We start from the raw sequence: 20,877 nt of genomic DNA on the forward strand, positions 1-20,877 counted from the left end.
GCCGGGCAGCCGGCGGGGGTTTTTCTCCTTCTGATGATCGTTGCTGTCTCATTGCCACCATGGCATGCTGTCGATGTAGCCCCACGCTCCGTGGTGGAGGCCATGTCCCAGACCCGTCGAATTCCGCCCAGTGGCAATCCCCTCATCGACCAGCAGCACGACCGGCTGAACACGCTGATTCACCAGGCGGTGCTGGCGGCGCGCGACGATGACGGGTCGGCGGCGTTCGGGGCGGCCCTGGTCGAATTCCGCCGTGCGCTCGCCCGCCATTTCGCGGTGGAGAAGGTGATTTTCAGCGGCGCGGGCTTCGACGCGGCGGCCAGCCATGACGGCGCCCATGCCGTGATCCTTCGGCGCCTGGACGGCATCCTCGAATCGCTGGATTTGTTCGGGACGCCCACCGCCCGCCACTTCATCCTCGACGAGCTGGAGCAGACCCTGCTGGACCACGAGATGCTGGAGGATGCCGCCTATTGGGACGCCGTCCGCGCCCATTCCGGCAATCCGGTCCTGAAGTGGAGCGACCTGATGGTCATCGGCATCGATTGGGTGGACGACCAGCATCGCGCGATGGTGGACCTGTTCAACCAGATGTCATGCGCCGCCCAGGCCCGGGCGCATGCCGCCTGCGCCGATCTGCTGGGCCGGTTTCTCGAGCTGACCCGCGCTCACTTCGCCGCCGAGGAGCGGTATCTGGAGGCGAGGGGCCGGCCGCTGCCCCATCACCGTGCCGAGCATGCCCGCATGCTGGCCCAGTTGGACGAGCTGGCGGCCGCCGATGGGCACGACCTTGGCGTCCTGGTGGACCATTACCTGCGGTTCTGGGTGATGGAGCATATCCTGGGCATCGACCGCCAGGATCTGACGGCTTAAGGCGGGCGCGAGCGCCCGCCTTGCCGTGGCGTTCAGCCGCGCCGGACCTGCAGCCGCCCCAGGCGGGCCTGGTCGTAGCGGTTCAGCTCGTTGCGGCGGATCAGGGTGCGGATCGTCTGGACATAGGCGTCGCCGCGCTCGGAATAGCTAGACAGCGCCGCCGCCATGGCATGGCCGTCCGGCTGCCCTCCCTCGCCGCGCGTCTGGGCGCGCGCCCGGCGCAGACCCTCGTAGGCCCGGTGGGTGTTGAGGTTGTGCACATAGGCGCGCACCGCCTCGTACAGCGTGGTGAAGTTGCGCATGCCCGAGCCGTCGGCCGAGGCCTCGACCGTATGGCCGAACAGGTTGCGCGAGCGGCGCACCAGCTTCGATGTGCCCCAGCCGGATTCCTCGGCCGATTGGGCCAGCGCCAGGGACGGCGGCACCACGTCGACGCGCGACAGCAGCTTGCGCAGATTGCCGTCGTCGACCTCGTAGCGGTTGGCCAGATCGGCCAGCCAGGCCTGATCCGAGGCGGCGATGTGCAGGCGGTTGGCCTTGCGGTTCATGATGTCGAGCAGGCGCGAGCGCTCGGCGGCGATCTCTTCGTCCACCGCCAGCACCAGGGGCAGCATGACGCGCAGGAACACCGCCTTCTTGCCCTCGATGTCGGGCAGGTCGTCGATGTCGCCGGGAACATTGGGCAGGAACAGCGGCGGCACATCGGCCTGACCGGCCGCCACCGCTTCGAGGCGATAGCCCATGCGGTCGAGGGCGGCGTTGAGCCGGGCAGCGTTGCTGACGTCGTCGCCGGTGAGGATCGCGCCTTGCGGCTGTACGGCCTCGCTCACCAGGGGACGGGGGACCGCGACGGGCGCGGCTTTGTCTTGAAGAACCATCCAGTAGAGCCCGCCAACTGCGCCCAAAAGGGCGGCGAAACTGGCGGCTGTGAAGATTCGGGATCCGATCGACCCGGGTCGCATATCGGGCGGCCTCCGTTTTGTTGCAGTGCAATATCGGCAACGACCTTACCCGAGGCCATTGAGCTAGATCAACCAAAAACCGCCCGGCATATGAACAAAAAAAGAACGCGCCCCGGGCCGAGGGCTCGGGACGCGTCCAACAAAGCGTGCGATCAGAGGTGGTTAGTCCACCGCCTGAACGGCCATCACCTCGGGAACATAATACTTCAGCATGTTCTCGATACCGTGCTTCAGGGTGGCGCTGGAGCTGGGACAGCCCGAGCAGGCGCCCTGCAGGTGCAGGTAGACGATGCCATCCTCGAAGGCGCGGAAGATGATGTCGCCGCCGTCCTGGGCCACGGCCGGACGCACGCGGGTATCGAGCAGCTCCTTGATCTGCATGACGATGCCGTCGTCGTCGCCGGTGGCGGCGGCCGCCTCGGAGCCGGGATTGATCACCGGGTCGCCGGAATTGTAGTGGTCCATGATGGCCGCCAGCACCTGGGGCTTGACCACCTGCCAGTCGGCGGCATCGGCCTTGGCAACGGTGATGAAGTCGGTGCCGAGGAACACGCTGCCCACGCCGTCGATGGCGAACAGGCGGGTGGCGAGCGGCGAGCCCGAGGCGCGCGACGCATCGGCGAAATCGGCGGTGCCCTGGCCCATCACCACGGTGCCGGGGAGGAACTTCAGGGTGGCGGGATTGGGGGTGGGTTCGGTCTGGATGAACATGGGGGTCCTTACGATTCGGGGCACGAAAACTGCCCCATAGTAGATGGCGTCACCTATCTCCGAGTCAAGGAGTAGGAAGTAAGGGACCGCATGGCGCCGACGCGGGCCGGACGGCGGGGAGACGGGCGGGGCCGACAGGATTAAGTTGACTAGGAAACAAGATCGATATAGTTTCCTTGTAAACTTCAAGGACGCCCCGATGACCGCCGTCTCGAACTTGGCCGCCCATGCGGGTTACTGGCTGCGGATGGTTTCCAACGCCGTGTCGCATGACTTCGCCCGCAAGGTTGCGGCGGAGGGGGTCACGGTCGCGGAATGGACCCTCATGCGCGCCCTTTACGACCACCAGGCCATGGCGCCCACGGTCCTGGCCAGGAAGATGGGAATGACCAAGGGCGCCATCAGCAAGCTTGCCGACCGGCTGCTGGAAAAGGGCCTTCTCGCCCGCCAGGACAACCCCGGCGACAGGCGGGCGCACAGCCTTGCCCTGACGGCCTTGGGGCGGAGCAAGGTGCCGGTCCTGGCGGCGCTGGCCGATGCCAACGATGCCGAGTATTTCGGCGTCCTGACCCTTAAGGAGCGCGGGGATCTGGACCGGATTCTGAAGACCCTGGCCGAGAAGCGGGGTTTGACCTCCGTCCCCGTGGACTGAGCTGAGAAGGAAACACGCCATGGACCCGGACCGGATCGCCGTCGCAACAGCCTGCCTGCATGCCGCCCACGACGGCAGTCTCGGCTTTCCCGAAATCGTCGGCCGGCTGGCCGCGGCCGGGTTCGAGGGCTATCTGGTGGATTACCGCGACGAGAGCCAGACCTATTACCTGGACGGCGGCGACAGCGTGGTCCTCGATATGCCGTCATCGGCCGGGGCCATTCCGGCCGCCTTCGACGCCGCCCGGATCGGGACGCTGGTGCGCTGGGCGCAGGCGGGCGGGTCCGATTACAGCTATCAACGATTCTGCGAGAAGGCGAAGGCCGCCGGCTGCGCGGGCTATCTGGTCTCGTTCCCCGGCCGCCGGGTGGTCTATTTCGGCCGGACGGCCGAAACGCATGTGGAGCATTTCCCCGATGAGTCCGGGGTGCCGCCCAAGCCTAGCTGATGGCGTCGATCTGCTCGGGCGTCAGGCTGCCCGGCACCAGGGTGAGCGGCACGCGCAGTTTGCCGATATACTTGCCGCTCAGCGCGGTGACCAGGGGCCCCGGCCCGCTGGGCCCGGTATCGGCGGCCAGCACCAGCACCGAGATGGAGGGCTCCTCGGCGATCAGGGCGATCAGCTCGTCCCTGGGGCTGCCCTCGCGCACGTAGAGCACTGGCATGTGGCCGGACAGCTGGTTGACGTCGCCGGCCAGGCGGTTGAGAAGCTCCTCGGCCGCCTCGCGCGCTTCGGCCCGCATCAGATTGCCGATGGAGGCGAAGTGCTCGTACTCGGTGGGCTCGATCACGCGCAGCAGCGCCACCTGACCGCCGGAGGAATAGGCCCGGCGGCAGGCGAAGCGCAGCGCCGCCTGCATCTCGGGCGAATCGTCCACCACCACCAGGAAAACGCGATTGGTCGGCATGATGATGCCCTCCCCGGATTGACTCAGGCTTTCTTGAAGACCACGGCGGCCAGCCAGCCGGCGAAGGCGGCGAGCGCGATGGCGATGAGGCCGTAGGCCGCCGCCTGCTGATGGGCGAAGTCGTAGACGTCGGCGCCGATGCCGATCTTGCTGACCACCAGCGGCGTGGTCTGGGCGCTGACCACCTGGCCGCCCACCATCAGGTAGACCTCGACCATGTAGACGCCCACCGGCACGTTGGCGGGAAAATGCACGTCGGTGCGGAACAGGCGCTGGCTCAGCATGCCGATGTCGGTGACCTTGTCGCCGTAAAGGCCCTTCTTCTGGTTCAGGCGGATCAGCGCCCGGCGGTACTGTTCCAGGTCGGCGCCGGCATCCTTGACCCGGATGTCCAGATCCAGATGATCCAGCCCGATCTGGTGGCGTCCCAGGATGCCGGGCGGGGCCAGCTGGTCCAGGGGGCGGGTCGAGGCCACGTGATAGAACGACGGCGCGTTGTCCACCTTGGCGATGCCGGAATTGATCCAGATGCCGGCGGCGCGGTCCTTGCGCCGCAGGGTCTCGGTCTTGTTGGGGCCGCGCACCACCACCACCACGTCGCCGTTCTTGCCGTCGCCGACCTCCTCGATGGCGCCGAACAGCAGGACGTCGGTGCCGGCGAAACCGGTGGTGATGGCCACCAGATGCTTGGACAGGTCGGCGACCAGCGGCTCGACCGCCTGGGCGCGGGCGGCGGGCAGCAGCAAAAGGAGGGCGAGGAGCAGGCGTCGCATCAGTGCTTGCCTCCCGCTCCGGCGGCGAACAATTCGCCGGGCACCGTCACCATGTCGAACAGCAGCTTGATGCAGACGCCCAGCACCATCAGGGCCAGTAGCGAGCGCAGCTGCTCGCCCTTCAGCTTGACGCCGAAGCGGGCGCCGATCTGGGCGCCGATCACGCCGCCCAGCAGCAGCAGCAGGGCGAGGACCACGTCCACCGTGTGGTTCATGGTCGATTGCAGGAAGGTGGCGTTGGCGGTGACGAAGATGATCTGGAACAGCGAGGTTCCCACCACCACCGAGGTTGGCATGCCCAGCAGGTAGATCATGGCGGGCACCATGATGAAGCCGCCGCCGACGCCCATCAGGGCGGCCAGGATGCCGACGAACAGGCCGATGGTGGCCGGGACGACGGCGCTGATGTAGAGCTGCGAGCGGCGGAACCGCATCTTGAAGGGCAGGCCGTGCATCCAGCTGTGCTGGTGCTTCTTGCGCACCGGGATGTTGCCGCCGTTGCGCCTGCTGGCCATCAGCGCCTGGATGCTTTCCACCAGCATCAGCGAGCCGACGATGCCCAGGAAGATGATGTAGCACAGCGAGATGACCAGATCGATCTGGCCCAGGCCGCGCAGCCATTTGAAGAGATAGACGCCCAGCGTCGAGCCGACGAAGCCGCCCAGGGTCAGGATCAGCCCCATCTTGACGTCGACGTTGCCGCGCCGCCAATGGGCCAGCACGCCAGACACCGACGAGGCGACGATCTGGTTGGCCTCGGTGCCTACCGCCACGGTGGGCGGCACGCCCAGGAAGATCAGCAGCGGCGTCATCAGGAAGCCGCCGCCGACCCCGAACAGGCCGGACATGAATCCCACTCCGCCACCCAGCCCTAGGATGACGAAGACGTTCACCGACATCTCGGCGATGGGAAGGTAGATCTGCATTCCTTCCGCCCCCTGCCCCTTGCGCTCTCATACGGCGCTTACGGGGTCCATTGGTTGTCGCTCCAACCGGGGTATGATGGCAACAGGAATTTTATGGTTTTCTAATGTTCGCCCTATTTCAGCGCCGCCAGCAGCTCGGCGGCCTGCATGCGCACCCGCAGCGCGCCGTATCCCTGCGCCGCCAGATGATTGGGCAGGACGCTGGAATCGGGGGCGGCGCTCCACACCAGCCAGGGCTTGAGGCGGGCGCTCGCGGCCAAGTGGTCGACCATGCGGGTCCAGGCTTCCAGCTGGCGGCGGTCGGCCAGCGTCTTCTCGAAATCGCGGCCCAACTCGCGCAGCACGATGGAATAGGCGTAAAGCCGGCCCTTGTTGCCGTAGAACACGCCGTCCACGCCGAAATCCAGCAGAACCAGATGCCCGGCGGCCAGATGATGGTCGATGGCCTCGGTGACCTCGTCCAGGTCGCGGATCAGCGCCTCGACGATGGCGACCAGGGCCTCGGGCTTGCGCTCGAATTGCGTGCCGCCCGCCGCCACCATATCGTTGTAGAGGTCCAGCGAGCGCTGGGCGTTGCGGTACTGCTTCTCGGCCGAGGCGGTGGGCAGCCAGGATTTATGGGTGTCGAACTTCCACACCGTGCCGGGATATTTCAGCAGGCCGGCGGCGTGGTTGAGGTTGACGTCGGCGCCGTTGGGGCCGAAGGCCACGCCCTTCTCGGAATTCAGCGCGCCGACCATGCGGGCCAGTCCGCCCACCAGACCCAGCTGGAAGGCCGGCATGTCGCGCAGCCAGGCGCCGGGCATGAAGAACGGGTCGTTGGCGTGCCACTTGCTGCCGTCCAGCTCGCGGGTGATCAGGGCGGCGGTCACCGCCACCCCGCGCGAGCGGGGGGCCGTCACCGTGCCGGCGGCGAAGTCGGGATTGTCGTCCACCTTGCTGATGACCAGCATGGCCACCGGGAAGACCAGCACCACCACCAGGGCGAAGGCCCACAGCACGAAACGGCGCGACGGATGACGCAGCACCGCGGCGATGCCGGCCAGGGCGGCGGCGGTGGCGTTCAGCAGGCCTTCGGCGAAGCGCTGGGTCATGGCCGCAGGAATCCGACGATGTCGTAGACGTCCTTGATGATCGGCCGGGCGATGGCATCGGCCCGCTCGGCGCCCGAACGCAGGATGGCGTCGATGTGGGCGGTATCGGTCATCAGGCGCTTCATCTCGGCGTTGATGGGGCCCAGCACCGAGACGGCCAGCTCCACCAGTTCCTTCTTGAAGTCGGAGAACTGACGGCCCTCGAACTGGCTCACCACCTGGGCCTTCTCCTTGTCGGCCAGGGCGGCGTAGATGCCCAGCAGGTTGGACGCCTCGGGACGGCCTTCCAGGCCTTCCAGGGTGCCGGGCAGCGGCTCGAGGTCGGTCTTGGCCTTCCTGATCTTCAAGGCGATGGTGTCGGAATCGTCGGTCATGTTGATGCGCGAGTAATCGCTTTCATCCGACTTGCTCATCTTCTTGGCGCCGTCGCGCAAGGACATGATGCGCGCCGCCTCGGGCGGGATGATGGGCTCGGGCAGCGGAAAGAACTCGACGCCGAAATCGTTGTTGAACTTCTGGGCGGTGTCGCGGGCCAGCTCCAGATGCTGCTTCTGGTCCTCGCCCACCGGCACGTGGGTGGCCTTGTAGGCCAGGATGTCGGCGCTCATCAGGTTGGGATAGGCGAACAGCCCGACCGAGGCGTTCTCCTTGTGCTTGCCCGCCTTGTCCTTGAACTGGGTCATGCGGTTCAGCCAGCCCATGCGCGCCACGCAGTTGAAGATCCAGGCCAGCTGGGCGTGGGCCGGAACCGTCGACTGGTTGAAGACGATGTGCTTGGCCGGGTCGACGCCGGCGGCGATCATGCCGGCGGTCACTTCCCGGATGTTGCGCGTCAGTTCCTTGGGGTCCTGCCACAGCGTGATGGCGTGCATGTCGACGATGCAGAAGACGCACTCGAACTGGTCTTGAAGCCGCACCCAGTTGCGGATGGCGCCCAGGTAATTGCCGAGATGGAGGTTGCCGGTGGGCTGGACGCCGGAAAAGATGCGGTTCATGACGGGTTTGGACTCCGTTCGAGCGATGATCAGGGGGAGAGGTATACTCCCTGCCGGGGCCAAATCAACCCCGCTTGCGGCGAACCATACCCTTGATTTCGCCGAGACTCAGCGCGCCCAGCACTTGGGCGGCGGCCAGGAAGGCCAGGGCGCCCAGCACCACCAGCCCGGCCAGGATGCCTACCGCCATCAGCTGGCCCTGGGCCAGGGGCCACAGCGCCCATTTGCCCCCCCACAGCACGGCCCCCATCACGGCGCAGGCGGCGACGATGCGGGGCGCTTTGGACTTCAGGCGCTGATCAAGCGTGAAATAGCCGCGCCGGGCCAGCAGCACGCCCAGGATGGCCACGTTGGCCCAGGCGGCGATGGCGGTGGCCAGCGCCATGCCCACATGGCCCAGCGGCTTGGCCATGGCGAGGTTGAGGGCGACGTTGAGCACCATGGCCACGCCGGCCACGCGGACCGGCGTGGAGGTGTCCTCGCGGGCGAAGAAGCCGGGCACCAGCACCTTGACCAGCACATAGGCGGGAAGGCCGATGGCGAAGGCCACCAGGGCGGACGCGGTGGCCGCCGTCTCGTTGGGCCCGAAGGAGCCGCGCTCGAACAGCACCCGGATCACCGGCGCGGCGATGACCATCAGCGCCACAGCCGCCGGCAGGGTCAGCGCCAGACCCAGCTCCATGGCGCGGTTCTGGCTGGTGCGCGCCGCGTCCGCCTCGCCCGCCTTCAGCTGGCGCGACAGGGTGGGGAGCAGGGCGGTGCCGATGGCGATGCCCACCACGCCCAGCGGCAGCTGGTTCACCCGGTCGGCGTAGTTGAGGTAGCTCACCGCGCCGTCGGCCACGGTGGACGCGATCATGGTGTTGATCACCAGGTTGACCTGATAGACCCCGGCGCCCACCGCGCCGGGCACGATGCGCTTGAACAACAGCCCGACCTCGGGCGTCAGGCGGGGGCGGGTCAAGCCCAGCCCCATGCCGACGCGCCGCGCGGCGCGCGACAGCCAGACGAACTGCACCACGCCGGCGGCGAAGGTGCCCCAGGCCATGGCGTGGCCGGCGGTCTCGGAATAGGGGACCAGGAACCACAGCCCGGCCATGGAGGTGAGGTTCAACAGCACCGGCGTGGCGGCGGCCGCCGCGAAGCGGCCCATGGAGTTCAGGACTCCGGCCTGCAGGGACACCAGCGAGATGAACAGCAGATAGGGAAAGCAGATGCGCGAGAATTCCACGGCCAGCGCCATCTTGCCCGGCACCGTGTCGAAGCCCGGCGCCAGGCCGTAGACGGCCCAGGGCATGGCCAGTTCCATCACCGCCACGAACAGGGTCAGCACCAGGGCCATGACCGAGAACGCCTGCTCGGCGAAGCGGCGCGCCTCCTCGGTTCCCTCGGCGGCCATCTTTCCGGTGAACAGCGGCACGAAGGCGGCGTTGAACGCCCCTTCGGCGAACAGCGAGCGGAACAGGTTGGGAAAGCGGAAGGCGACGAAGAAGGCGTCGGCCACCGCGCCGGCGCCGAGGAAATGGGCGATCATCATCTCGCGCGCCAAGCCGGTGACGCGCGACAGCATGGTGAAACCGCCGACCGTGGCGATGGAGCGGAACAGACTCATGGCGGCACTATTGGCGCAACCCTTGGCCGACGCAAGGGGTGATACTAAGCCGCGATGATCGGAACCGATCACCGCAGCGCCCTCACGCGGCGGGCGGGCGCGGTGCGCCCTTGCCTCCCGCGCCATAAGGCGCGCGGCCCCTTGGGCCTATCCAACCTGCGATGAGTTTTACTCAGCGCAGGTTGGTATTATCCCGCCAGATTCAGCTGGAAGCATTGCTCGGTCACCGGCTTGCCCCAGGTTTCGCCGGTCAATTCCTGGGTGAGGACGAAGCCCCGGGCCTCGTAGAGGCGCCGGGCCGCGTGTAGGCCGGCGAAGGTCCATAAGTAGACCGAGGCGAAGGCCTTCTCGCGGCAGAATTCCAGGGCGCAATCCAGCAGGCGCGAGCCCGCCCCCATGCCCTGGCGGTTGGGGTCGACCATGAACCAGCGCAGATGGGCGCCGGCTTCCGGCCCCTTGGCCCCGTCGATGGCCACCGAACCGATCATGTGCTCGCGCGAGTCCACGGCGCACCACAGCTGGCTGGCGGAGCGATGGCGGTCGCGCACGAAGGCGGCCAGCTCGGTGGCCACCTTGGCCTCGAAATAGGGGCCGAAATTCCAGTGGAGCGCGTAATAGCGCGAATGCATGGCGACGATGTCGCCGATGGCGCCCGGCTGCCATCCCGCCACGATCTCGACGTCGTCCCTCATGCCATCTCTCCCGACCGTGCCGGCAAATCCTGACACGGTGGGAGAGAGAAGGCCACCGCGACTAAAGCAGCAGAAGGCCGAGAAGCCAGTAGCTGCCGCCGGGTAAGGCTGCGATCAGCAGGTTCTTGGAAAAGTCTTCCATGGCCGCCTCCTCAACACGATGCCGGAGAATAACCATACGTGATGGATGGATATTCGCATTCCGGAGGCGGTGATTGCGACGGCTCATCCGTATTAGGGTCTTCACCGGGCGATGATCATCCCTTTGGCAGTGGCTTCGTGGTACTCGCCGAAGAAGGGGTATTCGCCGGGATCGACCTTGCCCAGCACCACGCGGATCTCGGCGCCGGGAAAGACGATCTTTTCGCGCCGGAGCGGCAGGCACTCGAATTCCTCGGGCTCGGAATCCTCGTTCTTGATCAGCAGGACCACCTTGGTCTTGGCGGGGATTTCCAGCCGCTCGGGAATGAAGCGATGGTCCTTGATGGTCAGCTTGACCAGAACCTCGTCGGCGGCCATTGCGCCGGGGCTCCACAGGGCGAGGAGCAGGGCGGGGAGGATGAATCGCAGGATGGCGGGCATGGATGGCTCCCTGAGAATTTGCGAGCGACTCGCATTCTCATACTCAAGTCCTAGGGCTTTGTCCAGATTTGGATTGCGGGAATTGTTCATTCTCAGCCAACACAATGATTTATCGAGATAAATTTTGCCGTGTGGCGCCCCGCGCGCCCCTCGCCGTAAGCCGGAAGGAAATTATGGGTGTTGACAGACAAGGCCCCAGGACTTAACCAAAAGCAATTGCGAGTCACTTGCAGTCGCATTCCCATCCGCGCAGAGGCCCCCATGATCAAACGCCAGACCCTTCTTCCCGCCCTCGCCGTCATGGCGGGACTGTCCGCCGCTTCCGCCCCGGCCCTGGCGGTGGAGTACCCCATCGGGGCTCCCGAGAACCGCTACGGCATGGAGATCGGCGCCGTCTACCTTCAGGCCGTGCGCATGGAGCCCGATGGCATGATGCTGCAGCCCGAGCAGTCGGACATCCACATCGAAGCCGACATCAAGGCGCTGCAGGGCAACCCCAACGGCTACCCGGAAGGCTCTTGGATCCCCTACCTGCTGGTCAAGTACGAGGTTACCAAGGTGGACACCGGTGAGGTGATCAAGGGCGACATGATGCCCATGGTGGCCAATGACGGCCCCCATTACGGTGACAACATCAAGATGAAGGGCCCGGGCAAGTACAAGGTGAAGTACACCATCCTGCCGCCCAACGCCCCGGAGAACGCGTCCGGCAAGCATTACGGCCGCCACACCGACCGCGCCACCGGCGTGCGTCCGTGGTTCCCCGCCTTCTCGCTGGACTACGAATTCGTCTTCGCCGGTGTCGGCAAGAAGGGCGGCTACTGATGAAGAGCCGTTTCCTCACCACGGCGGCCGCGATCGGGATGATCGCCGCCGCCCCGGCCTGGGCCGCTCCGGCCAAGGACCCGTCCACCGCCGAGCTGTTGGCCGAGATCAAGCGTCTGGCCAACCGCGTCGAGGAGCTGGAGCGCAAGAAGACCGTCGCCACCGACACCGAGCAGCGCATCGAGAAGCTGGAGAGCCATAACGCCGCGGTGGAAAAGGCCCTGGACCAGGACACCATCAGCGAGACCGAGCCCCAGATCGCCGCCCGCGTCAAGGCCGCCGAGACCGACGTGCTGTCCTACAAGAAGGGCAAGAAGATTCTCGACGCGCTGGGCGACGTCAAGGTGGGCGCCGGCATGACCATGGTCGGCCAAAATCTGGTGGGCCAGCAGCTGGACAAGGAAAGCCAGCTCAACTGGCGCGGCGACGTGACGGTCACCCTGCCCGGCGGCAAGGTCGGCGCGTCCAAGGGCACCATCTTCACCCATGTGCGCATGGGCCAGGGCCGTGGCGTCCAGGCGGTGAACAATTCGTTCTCGTCGCCCAACGCCACCGCCTTCCAGCGTCCCGACGCCAACACCTCCGACGCCGCCATCGACTTGGTGCAGGCGTGGTACCAGCTGGACGTCCCGACCACCAAGACCAGCCGCATGGAGTTCACCATCGGCAAGATGGACCCCTTCGTGTTCTTCGATCAGAACACGGTGGCCGCCGACGAGACCCGCTACTTCATGAACCAGGCGCTGGTCCACAATCCGCTGCTGGACGCCGGCGGCGACGTGGGCGTCGACGGCCTGGGCTTCACGCCCGGCCTGCGCGTCGCCTATGTCAACGAGACCGACAAGTCCCAGGTCTGGCGCCTGCAGGCGGCGATCCTGGAAACCGGCGACGGCGCCGCCTTCCAGAATTCCACCGACTTCCCCTTCCGCATCGTCCAGGCGGAAACCACCCAGCGCTTCTTCGGCGGCCTGGAGGGCAACTACCGCATCTATGGCTGGATGAACGACCGCGCCACCGACTTCAACAACAAGCGGGCCAAGCATGCCGGCATCGGCATCAGCCTCGACCAGAAGGTGGACGACTACATCACCTTGTTCAGCCGCTACGGCTACGAGGTGAAGGGCAACCCCCGCTTCGACCAGAGCCTGAGCATCGGCGGCGAGATCGGCGGGTCCTATTGGGGCCGCGGCACCGACGGGTTGGGCATGGCCCTGGTGGCGTCCCACGTCAACAAGAAGTTCCGCGAGCAGTCGGCGACGCTGGACAACGACAACGACGGCACTCCGGATTTCGGCTACAAGGCCCTGTCCTTCGAGCAGCTGGCGGAAATCTACTACCGCTACCGCCTGACCCCCAATTTCGAAATGACTCCGGACTTCCAGGTCATCCGCCATCCCGGCGGCGACCCGTCCAGCGCCGTGGTCTACGCTTTGGGGTTGAGAGGGCAGTTGACGTATTAAATGATGCGAATGCATCTCATTGGTATTATCAATATCAGCCATGCCCGGTCCCAATGCCGGGCATGGCTTCACCTTTGAGGACCGCATGAACAGCCTGACACCCGTCCGCCCACCCGCCTTGGCCGTTATCGGCCATTTCCTGGCCCGCCACTCCCGGCTGATCCAGGCGGTGCAATGGCTGATGGTGGTCGTCTATCTGGTCCTGGTCACCCTGCCGGCCTTCCTGCCGGTGCCCGACGATTCCAAGCATATCTGGGACGATCTGGTGCTGTTCGCCCAGTTCGCCTTCTGGGGCGTGTGGTGGCCCTTCGTCATGGTCAGCATGGTGGTCATGGGCCGCGCCTGGTGCGGCCTGTTCTGCCCCGAGGGCACCATGACCGAATGGGTCAGCCGCCACGGTCTGGGCCGCGCCATCCCCGCCTGGCTGCGCTGGAAGGGCTGGCCCTTCGTCGCCTTCGTCTGCACCACAATCTACGGCCAGATGATCACGGTCTATGAATATCCCAAGGCGGCGCTGCTGATCCTGGGGGCCTCGACGGTGATGGCGTTGGGCATCGGTCTGGTCTACGGCCGGGGCAAAAGGGTGTGGTGCCGCTATCTCTGCCCGGCCAGCGGCGTGTTCTCGCTGCTGTCGCGCCTGGCGCCCGTTCATTTCCGCGTCGATGCGCAAGCGTGGAAGGCGGCGCCGCGCACCCATGCGGTGGATTGCGCCACCCTGGTGGACGTGCGCGCCATGACCGGCGGCGGCTCGTGCCACAATTGCGGCCGCTGCTCGGGCCACCGGGGCGCGGTGGAACTGGCGCCCCGCCTGCCGGGATCGGAGATCGCCGACCTTCCCGCCCGCGAGGTGTCGCCCTGGGACATCGTCCTGCTGCTGTTCGGGGTGATGGGCGTGGCCAGCGGAGCGTTCCAGTGGTCGGCCTCGCCGGTGTTCATCGCGCTGAAGCAGGGGCTGGCCAAGATCCTGGTGGAACACGACATCCTGTTCCCCATGACCGAGACCCTGCCCTGGTGGCTCTTGACCAATTCCGACGAGACCGGCGAGGTCTTCACCCTGCTGGACGGCTTTTGCATCCTGGCCTACATGGGCGGCGCGGCGCTGCTGTTCGGTTTGATCGGACTGGCCGGGCTGGGGCTGAGCGCCCGGGCGCTGGGCCGGCCCGAGCTCCTTTGGCGCCTGGGTTACGCCCTGGTGCCGGCCGGGGCGGCGGGGCTGATCGTCGGGCTGTCGGCCATGACGCTGACCCAGCTCACCGCCGAGGGCGTCTTCCTCGCCTGGGTTCCCGACGCCCGCGCCGGAGTGCTGGCGGTGGGGCTGGCCTGGAGCGCCTTGCTGCTGTGGCGTTCGATGCCGGCGGTTTCCCTGGCCCGCCGCCTGGCCGCCTGGCCGTTGGGGCTGGCCGGAGCCTTCGCCCAGATCGGCATGTGGGGGGTGTTCTTCTTCGTCTGGTAGGGTAGGATTCCCCCAGGCAATACGGGGGAACCTGATGGCACATCCGACGACGCTTCCCGCCTGGAAGGAATTGGAGGCGCTGGCCGCCACCACCGGCCGGCGCCCCATGCGCGACATGTTCGCCGAGGATCCCGGCCGCTTCGACCGCTTTTCGGCCCAGTTGGGCGACCTGCTGCTGGATTACTCCAAGAACCGCATCGATACGCGCGTGATGGATGCCCTGCTCCGTCTGGCGGAACAGGCCGGGCTGCCCCAGGCCCGCGAGGCCATGTTCGAGGGCGCGAAGATCAACGCCACCGAGCGCCGCGCCGTGCTTCACACCGCGCTGCGCAACCGTTCCGGCCACCCGGTCATGGTGGACGGAGCCGACGTGATGCCCGAGGTGGGGGCCGTGCTGGCCCGCATGAGGGATTTCAGCGGCCGGGTGCGCTCGGGCGAGTGGAAGGGGGCCACCGGCAAGCCCATCCATAGCGTGGTCAATATCGGTATCGGCGGGTCCGACCTGGGCCCCGTGATGGTCACCGAGGCCCTGAAGCCCTACCAGAGGGAGGGGCTGGCCGTCCGCTTCATCTCCAACGTCGACGGCAGCCACGCCGCCGAGGTGCTGAAGCTGTGCGACCCCGAGACCACCCTGTTCATCGTCGCGTCCAAGACCTTCACCACCCAGGAGACCATCGCCAACGCCCGCACCTGCCGGACGTGGCTGGCGGCAAAGCTGGGCGAGGCCGCCATCCCCAACCATTTCGTGGCGCTGTCCACCAATGCCAGGGCGGTGGCCGAGTTCGGCATCGACACCGCCAACATGTTCGAGTTCTGGGACTGGGTGGGCGGGCGCTATTCCCTGTGGTCGGCCATCGGCCTGTCCATCGCCGTGGCGGTGGGCTTCGACCATTTCGAGCGCCTGCTGGACGGCGGCCATGCCATGGACCGGCATTTCCAGAGCGCGCCGCTGGAGTCCAACCTGCCGGTGATCCTGGCCCTGATCGGCATCTGGAACGCCAACTTCCTGGGCGCCGATTCCTATGCCGTGCTGCCCTACGACCAGTACCTGCACCGCCTGCCGGCCTATCTCCAGCAGCTGGACATGGAAAGCAACGGCAAGGGCACGGCGCGGGACGGGGCCCGCGTCGCCTGGGGCACCGGCCCCATCGTGTTCGGCGAGCCCGGCACCAACGGCCAGCACGCCTTCTACCAGCTGATCCACCAGGGCACCCGCCTGATCCCCTGCGATTTCCTGGCCGCCGCCAACAGCCATAATCCGCTGGGCGAGCATCACCTGCTGCTGCTGTCCAACGTCCTGGCCCAGGCCGAGGCGCTGATGAAGGGCAAGACCGAGGCCGAGGCCCGCGCCGAACTGGAAAAGGCCGGCATGGACGAAGCCGAGATCGCCTTCCAGCTGCCCCACCGGGTGTTTCCCGGCAACCGGCCCAGCAACATGCTGCTTTACCCCCGGCTGGACCCCTTCACGCTCGGCATGCTGGTCGCGCTCTACGAGCACAAGGTGTTCGTCCAGGGCGTGGTCTGGGACGTGCTCAGCTTCGACCAGTGGGGGGTGGAGCTGGGCAAGGTGCTGGCCAAGGCCATCCTGCCGGAATTGTCGTCGGGCAGTACACCCGGTGGTCATGACTGTTCGACGGAGAATCTCATCAAAGCTGTCCGTTCAATGCGGTAATATTGATCAATGATTCACCAGAACTTATCCGCTTTGACGTAGGGCGGTATTTGGGCTGGTATCGCCGCATTCGAACCGGTATATGCATGATCCATACTTGAGTTTGGTACCCTGGGAAGGGGCGGACCGGGAATGGGCAGCATGGGACGGGTGGAGACGCCGGCCGAACGGCGGCGCAAGGGGCCGCGCTTCGGCGCCAATTTCATGACGGTGCTGGAAGTGTCGCGCGACCTCGTCTGCCTGTGCGCCGAGGGCGTGGTGATCGACGTCAACAGCGCCGGAATCTCCATGCTGGGGGCCGGGGAAGGCGAGGCGGTGGTGGGCCGCGTCTTCCGCGATCTGGTGGGTGGCGACTACGCCGGGGTGATCGACGACCTTCTGCACCTGAAGGAGATCGAGGATTCCGCCTTTCCCATCAAGATCATCCGCCTGGACGGCACCGCCTCCGAGGCCGAGCTGCAGATCCATCCCGCCCGCGAATTGGGGCCAGCCCACGCGGTGGTGACCGCCCGCGACATTTCCCACCAGGGGCATCTGGCGCGCACGGCGCGGCATAGCGAGGACCGCTTCCAGGCGCTGGTGGAGCGCTCCATGCATCTGGTGCTGCTCTGCCACGGCGGGCGCATCGGCTATATCAACGCCACCGGAATCGGCGTGCTGGGCGGCAGCGATTCCAGCCAGTTCGTCGGCAGCCCCCTGTCGGAGATCTTCGCCGGCGAATACCGCGAGATCGTCGCCGCCGACCTGTCCGCCCTGCTGGACGAGGGCGGCATCATGCCCATGCGTCTCGCCCGCCTGGACGGCTCGGTGTTCGACGCCCAGATCAAGGCCACCCGGCTGCCGTCCAGGGGCGCCGCCCCGGAATACATGGTCGAGGCCCGCGACATCACCGGACAGATCCGGGCGGTGGCGGCGCTGCGGCACATGAACGACACCCTGGAGCAGCAGGTGGCGGCCCGCACCCGCGAACTGGCCGAGGAGCGCTCGCGCGCCGTCGAGGCCCGCGCCTTCGTCGAAAGCCTGCTGGAAGCGGTGCCCAACCCCCTGTGGTGGAAGGACGTCCACGGCCGTTATCTCGGCTATAACGGCGCTTTCCGCGAGCTGCACGGCATCGACGCCACCGAATGGATCGGGCGGACCATGGATGTGACGGTCAACCCGGATTTCGCCGCCGCTTCGGGGCTGGCCGACGCCGAGGCCTTGAAGGAACGGCGCCGCGTCCAGTTCGAGGCCCGGCTCCATGTCCGTCTGGCCGAGCATCTGGACGTGGTGGTCAGCAAGACCGCCTGGCTGGGCCGCGACCACAATGCCGAGGGCGTGATCGGCGTGATGCTCGACATCACCGACAGGAAGCGCATGGAGGCCGAGCTGCGCTGCCTGGCCACCACCGACGTGCTGACCGGGGCCTTCAACCGCCGCCATTTCATGGAGCTGGCCGGGGCGGAGCTGGACCGGGCGCGCCGCCATCAGCGCCCCATGGTGGCCCTGATGCTCGACATCGACCACTTCAAGCGCATTAACGACACCTTCGGCCATCCGGTGGGCGACGTGGCCATCAAGGCGCTGGCCGCCACCTGCGCCCATGAAATCCGCCACGAGGACGTGCTGGGCCGCATGGGCGGCGAGGAATTCGCCATCGTGCTGACCGAGACCGACCAGGACGGCGCCCTGCTGGTGGCCGAACGCCTGCGCCTGGCCATCGCCGCCATCCGCCTTCCCACCGACCAGGGAATCGTCGCCTTCACCGCCAGCATCGGGCTGGCCGAACGGCTGGACGGCGACAGCTCCATCGACGCCATGCTGTCGCGCGCCGACATGGCGCTCTACGCCGCCAAGCGCTCGGGCCGCAACAGGGTGGCGGTGGGGTAGCCGGAGCGCTAAACTCCCGCCCATGCCCATCCGTCTCCTTCCTCCCACCCTGGTCAACCAGATCGCCGCCGGCGAGGTGGTCGAGCGTCCCGCTTCGGCCGTCAAGGAACTGGTGGAGAACTCCATCGACGCCGGAGCCACCCGTATCGACGTGGTGCTGGGCGAAGGCGGGCAGGCGCTGATCGCGGTCACCGACGACGGTTGCGGCATGGGCCCGGACGAGATGACGCTGGCCGTGGAGCGCCACGCCACCTCGAAACTTCCCGACGACGATCTGGTGCGCGTCCAGTTCTTAGGGTTTCGCGGCGAGGCGCTGCCCTCCATCGGCTCGGTGGCGCGCCTGACGCTGACCAGCCGGCCTCGGGGCGCGGAATCCGCCTGGAGCCTGTCGGTGGAAGGGGGCGCCAAGGGCCAGCCGGTCCCCGCCGCCCACCCCTTTGGCACCCGCATCGAGGTCAGGGACCTGTTCTACGCCACCCCGGCGCGGCTCAAATTCCTCAAGGCGGCGCGCACCGAACTGACCCATGCCGCCGACGTGATCGAGCGTTTGGGCATGGCGCATCCGGCAATCGCCTTCTCGCTGTCCGACGGCGGGCGCAAGGTGCTGGACCTGGCGGCCAAGCGGGGCGAGCCGGCCGCCGCCCGTCTGGCCCGCATCGCTCAGGTGGTGGGCCGCGAGTTCGAGCCCAACGCCCTGGCGCTGGATTCCGAGCGTGACGGGGTGCGGCTGACCGGCTGGGCCGGGCTGCCCACCTATAACCGCGCCACCTCGGCCGCCCAGTACCTGTTCGTCAACGGACGGCCCGTGAAGGACCGGCTGGTGATCGGCGCGGTCCGGGGCGCCTATCAGGACGTGCTGGCCCGCGACCGCCATCCGGTGGTGGCCCTGTTCCTGGAACTGGACCCCGATCAGGTGGACGTCAACGTCCATCCCGCCAAGGCCGAGGTGCGCTTCCGCGATTCCGGGCTGGTGCGCGGCCTGATCGTCGGCGCCATCCGTCACGCCCTGGCCGGAGCCGGCCACCGGGCCAGCTCGACGCTGACCGGCGTGGCGCTGGGGGCGCTGGGGGGCAGCAGCGCCGCGCCCCCCTCCTTCGGCCATTATCCGCCGGCCCGGCCGTCCCCGGTCCTGGTGCGGGCCGGCGTCGCCGCCCAGGCGCCCTTCGGGCTGTCCGAGCAGAGCCTGGGCCTCGACCTGCCGCCTTCCGCTCCCGCCGCCCGGGCGGACGAGGCAGAGGAGATCGCCGCCGATTATCCCCTGGGGGCGGCCAAGGCCCAGTTGCACGACACCTATATCGTCGCCGAGACCGCCCAGGGGCTGGTGATCGTCGACCAGCACGCCGCCCACGAGCGTCTGGTGTTCGAGCGCCTGAAGCTGGGCCTCGAGGACGGCAAGGTGGCCCGCCAGGGCCTGCTGCTGCCCGAGGTGGTGGATCTGGGCGATGCCGGCGCCGCCCGCATCGCCGAGCGCGCCGAGGAACTGGCCCGCCTGGGCCTGGTGGTCGAACCCTTCGGCCCCGGCGCCGTGGTGGTGCGCGAAATTCCCGCTTTGCTGGGTGACGGCGACGTCCAGGGGCTGGTGCGCGACCTGTCCGACGAACTGGCCGAATGGGGGGCGGCCACCGCGCTGGAGGAGCGATTGCTCCATATCTGCGCCACCATGGCCTGCCACGGCTCGGTGCGGGCGGGCCGCCGCCTGTCCATTCCCGAGATGAACGCGCTGTTGCGCCGCATGGAGGCCACGCCGCTTTCAGGCCAGTGCAACCATGGGCGGCCCACCCACGTTTCCCTAAGTCTCGCCGACATCGAGAAGCTGTTCGGGCGGCGGTAGAGTCCGGCCAGTTTAGGCTGCAGCGCTTCATCCGCTGGTTTCCGGTTTAATTCCTGGCGGCCAGAATGGAGTCGCAGGACACGGATGCGGCGCTTTGCGCCGCTCGCGGATGGGCGCGGATATGTCTTTCCTTTGGCTGTGATCCCTGTTTTGACCCATGGGGAGCCGCTCCTGGGTCCCGGCTCTTCAGCCGGGACGACAATGAGGAACTTTCGGTCTCCGTATCTATCCGTGGCCGCGAAGCGGCATCCGTGTCCATCCGTGTTGATGAACGGCTGAAAGCCGCGTTGATCCGACCATTCTGGTCTCTCACCTGAATTTAGACCGGATGGAAGCGGGCTTGTTCCGGGCGTCCACGCGGCCCGATCCAGCGGAGTGCCAAACGGCACTACATGGATGGCCGGGTCGAGCCCGGCCATGACGCAGGGGGGTGTCTGAGCTTGGTGCAAACTACGATAGGCCGCCTTCTCCACCCGCTTGACCGCCGTCAAGTACCATAGTCATCTAGTTGGGTATTATCGCCTCAGTTGCTTGAAGCGAAGGAATACAGCCATGAGAAAGACCGACGGATTCCGTAAACATCATGATGGGCTGCGCGAGATCGTCGGCCGTCTGGAGCCCATGCTGGTGCCGGCCCGCATCGCCGAGGACCCGGCGGCGGTGTCCAAGGTGGTGCTCGACCTGTTCGGCAAGTTCTCCATCCACCTGGCCATCGAGGACAACACGCTGTACCCGAAATGCGCCGCCCATGCCGATGCGGCGCTGCGCCGCACCGCCGCCGAGTTCCAGGCGGAGATGGGCAGCCTGTCGCAGCGTTTCGACGCCTACAAGAAGGCCTGGGCCGGTCCGCTGGCCATCGGCCGCGACCCCGCCGCCTTCGTCACGGCGACGCGCGAGATCCTGGGCCTGTTCAAGGCGCGGGTGGAACGGGAAGAAAGCCGCCTCTACGATTTGTTCGACAAGGCGGCGTGAGGGGGCAGGCCCCCA

General features: G+C 67.0%; 21 protein-coding genes. 10 read left to right on the plus strand and 11 right to left on the minus strand.

The features are described from left to right. The first annotated feature begins 102 nt into the window (after positions 1-102). Positions 103-873, plus strand: a complete 771-nt coding sequence (locus tag XM1_RS02515; RefSeq protein WP_068429211.1) for a bacteriohemerythrin — start codon at positions 103-105, stop codon at positions 871-873. Between the two features lie 32 nt (positions 874-905). On the opposite strand, the gene XM1_RS02520 is transcribed toward XM1_RS02515, so the two are convergent. Continuing rightward, positions 906-1,751 (minus strand): glucosaminidase domain-containing protein, encoded by an 846-nt coding sequence (locus tag XM1_RS02520; protein ID WP_068429214.1) that lies wholly within the window; start codon positions 1,749-1,751, stop codon positions 906-908. A 246-nt stretch (positions 1,752-1,997) separates the two neighbouring features. Beyond that, positions 1,998-2,546: a NifU family protein gene (locus XM1_RS02525; protein ID WP_068429216.1), complete on the minus strand. Its 549-nt coding sequence runs from the start codon at positions 2,544-2,546 to the stop codon at positions 1,998-2,000. A gap of 199 nt (positions 2,547-2,745) precedes the next feature. On the opposite strand from XM1_RS02525, the gene XM1_RS02530 reads away from it, so the two are divergent. Then, on the plus strand, positions 2,746-3,198 hold the full coding sequence (locus XM1_RS02530) for a MarR family winged helix-turn-helix transcriptional regulator (protein WP_068429218.1): 453 nt from the start codon (positions 2,746-2,748) through the stop codon (positions 3,196-3,198). A gap of 19 nt (positions 3,199-3,217) precedes the next feature. Then, positions 3,218-3,646, plus strand: coding sequence for a DUF1398 domain-containing protein (locus XM1_RS02535; protein WP_068429221.1), 429 nt, complete (start codon positions 3,218-3,220; stop codon positions 3,644-3,646). On the opposite strand, the gene XM1_RS02540 is transcribed toward XM1_RS02535, so the two are convergent. The 9 genes from XM1_RS02540 to XM1_RS02575 form a co-directional block, all read right to left on the minus strand. Beyond that, on the minus strand, positions 3,639-4,106 hold the full coding sequence (locus XM1_RS02540) for a universal stress protein (protein ID WP_068429224.1): 468 nt from the start codon (positions 4,104-4,106) through the stop codon (positions 3,639-3,641). The two genes, XM1_RS02535 and XM1_RS02540, sit on opposite strands and share 8 nt — an antisense overlap. 23 nt (positions 4,107-4,129) lie before the next feature. Beyond that, entirely contained in the window at positions 4,130-4,879 is a 750-nt protein-coding gene (locus XM1_RS02545; protein WP_068429228.1) for a TIGR02186 family protein, read from the minus strand. Next, positions 4,879-5,805: a sulfite exporter TauE/SafE family protein gene (locus XM1_RS02550; protein WP_068429231.1), complete on the minus strand. Its 927-nt coding sequence runs from the start codon at positions 5,803-5,805 to the stop codon at positions 4,879-4,881. The genes XM1_RS02545 and XM1_RS02550 overlap by 1 nt, the downstream gene beginning before the upstream one ends. A 113-nt stretch (positions 5,806-5,918) precedes the next feature. Continuing rightward, a complete protein-coding gene (locus XM1_RS02555; RefSeq protein ID WP_068429234.1) occupies positions 5,919-6,899 on the minus strand; it encodes a DUF2333 family protein in 981 nt (326 codons plus the stop codon). Continuing rightward, a complete protein-coding gene (trpS, locus tag XM1_RS02560) occupies positions 6,896-7,894 on the minus strand; it encodes a tryptophan--tRNA ligase (RefSeq protein WP_068429237.1) in 999 nt (332 codons plus the stop codon). Before trpS ends, XM1_RS02555 begins: the two co-directional genes overlap by 4 nt. Positions 7,895-7,958: 64 nt before the next feature. After that, a complete protein-coding gene (gene murJ, locus XM1_RS02565; RefSeq protein WP_068429240.1) occupies positions 7,959-9,506 on the minus strand; it encodes a murein biosynthesis integral membrane protein MurJ in 1,548 nt (515 codons plus the stop codon). A 188-nt stretch (positions 9,507-9,694) separates the two neighbouring features. After that, complete coding sequence (locus XM1_RS02570) at positions 9,695-10,198, minus strand: GNAT family N-acetyltransferase (protein WP_068429243.1); 504 nt, start codon at positions 10,196-10,198, stop codon at positions 9,695-9,697. A 61-nt stretch (positions 10,199-10,259) separates the two neighbouring features. Beyond that, entirely contained in the window at positions 10,260-10,427 is a 168-nt protein-coding gene (locus XM1_RS23830; protein WP_156428619.1) for a hypothetical protein, read from the minus strand. A 14-nt stretch (positions 10,428-10,441) separates the two neighbouring features. Continuing rightward, a complete protein-coding gene (locus tag XM1_RS02575) occupies positions 10,442-10,780 on the minus strand; it encodes a cupredoxin domain-containing protein (protein WP_068429247.1) in 339 nt (112 codons plus the stop codon). A gap of 300 nt (positions 10,781-11,080) precedes the next feature. Between XM1_RS02575 and XM1_RS02580 the strand changes: the two genes are divergently transcribed. The 7 genes from XM1_RS02580 (at position 11,081) to XM1_RS02610 (ending at position 20,862) form a co-directional block, all read left to right on the plus strand. Beyond that, positions 11,081-11,605 carry an iron transporter gene (locus XM1_RS02580; protein ID WP_369816045.1) on the plus strand — a complete coding sequence of 175 codons (525 nt, stop codon included), beginning with the start codon at positions 11,081-11,083 and terminating at the stop codon, positions 11,603-11,605. Next, positions 11,605-13,065, plus strand: coding sequence for a carbohydrate porin (locus XM1_RS02585; protein ID WP_068429252.1), 1,461 nt, complete (start codon positions 11,605-11,607; stop codon positions 13,063-13,065). The genes XM1_RS02580 and XM1_RS02585 overlap by 1 nt, the downstream gene beginning before the upstream one ends. A gap of 85 nt (positions 13,066-13,150) precedes the next feature. Beyond that, the gene (locus XM1_RS02590; protein ID WP_068437433.1) at positions 13,151-14,518 is read left to right on the plus strand and encodes a 4Fe-4S binding protein; all 1,368 of its coding nucleotides are present in this window, start codon (positions 13,151-13,153) and stop codon (positions 14,516-14,518) included. Positions 14,519-14,552: 34 nt separating this feature from the next. Next, positions 14,553-16,190 (plus strand): glucose-6-phosphate isomerase, encoded by a 1,638-nt coding sequence (gene pgi / locus XM1_RS02595; RefSeq protein WP_068429255.1) that lies wholly within the window; start codon positions 14,553-14,555, stop codon positions 16,188-16,190. A gap of 132 nt (positions 16,191-16,322) precedes the next feature. Next, the gene (locus XM1_RS02600; protein ID WP_068429258.1) at positions 16,323-18,059 is read left to right on the plus strand and encodes a diguanylate cyclase; all 1,737 of its coding nucleotides are present in this window, start codon (positions 16,323-16,325) and stop codon (positions 18,057-18,059) included. A gap of 22 nt (positions 18,060-18,081) precedes the next feature. Beyond that, on the plus strand, positions 18,082-19,890 hold the full coding sequence (mutL, locus tag XM1_RS02605) for a DNA mismatch repair endonuclease MutL (RefSeq protein WP_068429261.1): 1,809 nt from the start codon (positions 18,082-18,084) through the stop codon (positions 19,888-19,890). Between the two features lie 552 nt (positions 19,891-20,442). Then, positions 20,443-20,862, plus strand: coding sequence for a hemerythrin domain-containing protein (locus XM1_RS02610; protein WP_068429263.1), 420 nt, complete (start codon positions 20,443-20,445; stop codon positions 20,860-20,862). Positions 20,863-20,877 lie beyond the last annotated feature (15 nt).

Source organism: Magnetospirillum sp. XM-1 (assembly GCF_001511835.1).
GTDB lineage: Bacteria > Pseudomonadota > Alphaproteobacteria > Rhodospirillales > Magnetospirillaceae > Phaeospirillum.